The 217-nt window shown below is 58.1% G+C and carries 1 protein-coding gene; it reads right to left on the bottom strand.

The window, feature by feature from the left end; all coding sequences use genetic code 11:
• Positions 1 to 190 (bottom strand): hypothetical protein (locus QJT78_RS52930; RefSeq protein WP_281461024.1); only part of this gene is annotated, 190 nt, incomplete at its 3' end.
• Positions 191 to 217 lie beyond the last annotated feature (27 nt).

Below are 217 nucleotides of genomic sequence, written 5' to 3'. Positions count from 1 at the left end.
CTCGGGCCGCGACGAAGCCTTCCTGATTGAGTATTGCCGCGATCTCGCCATCCATCTTGTGTTCAGCGTTCAACTCGACGATCCGTTGCCGCAACCGATCAATGTCGATGTAGTTGCGGTAGGCCTGAACGCGCCGTTGCACGTGATGCTCACTGGTTGCGCCGGTCTGCCAGACGATCTTGAACCACACCTGACCTCGGGTCCGCTTCTGATCAAG

Origin of the sequence: Bradyrhizobium sp. Mp27, from assembly GCF_029953005.1 — a bacterium.
GTDB lineage: Bacteria > Pseudomonadota > Alphaproteobacteria > Rhizobiales > Xanthobacteraceae > Bradyrhizobium > Bradyrhizobium barranii.
Note: the sequence above shows the minus strand (reverse complement) of the source record. Positions and strands in the feature narration are given on the sequence as shown.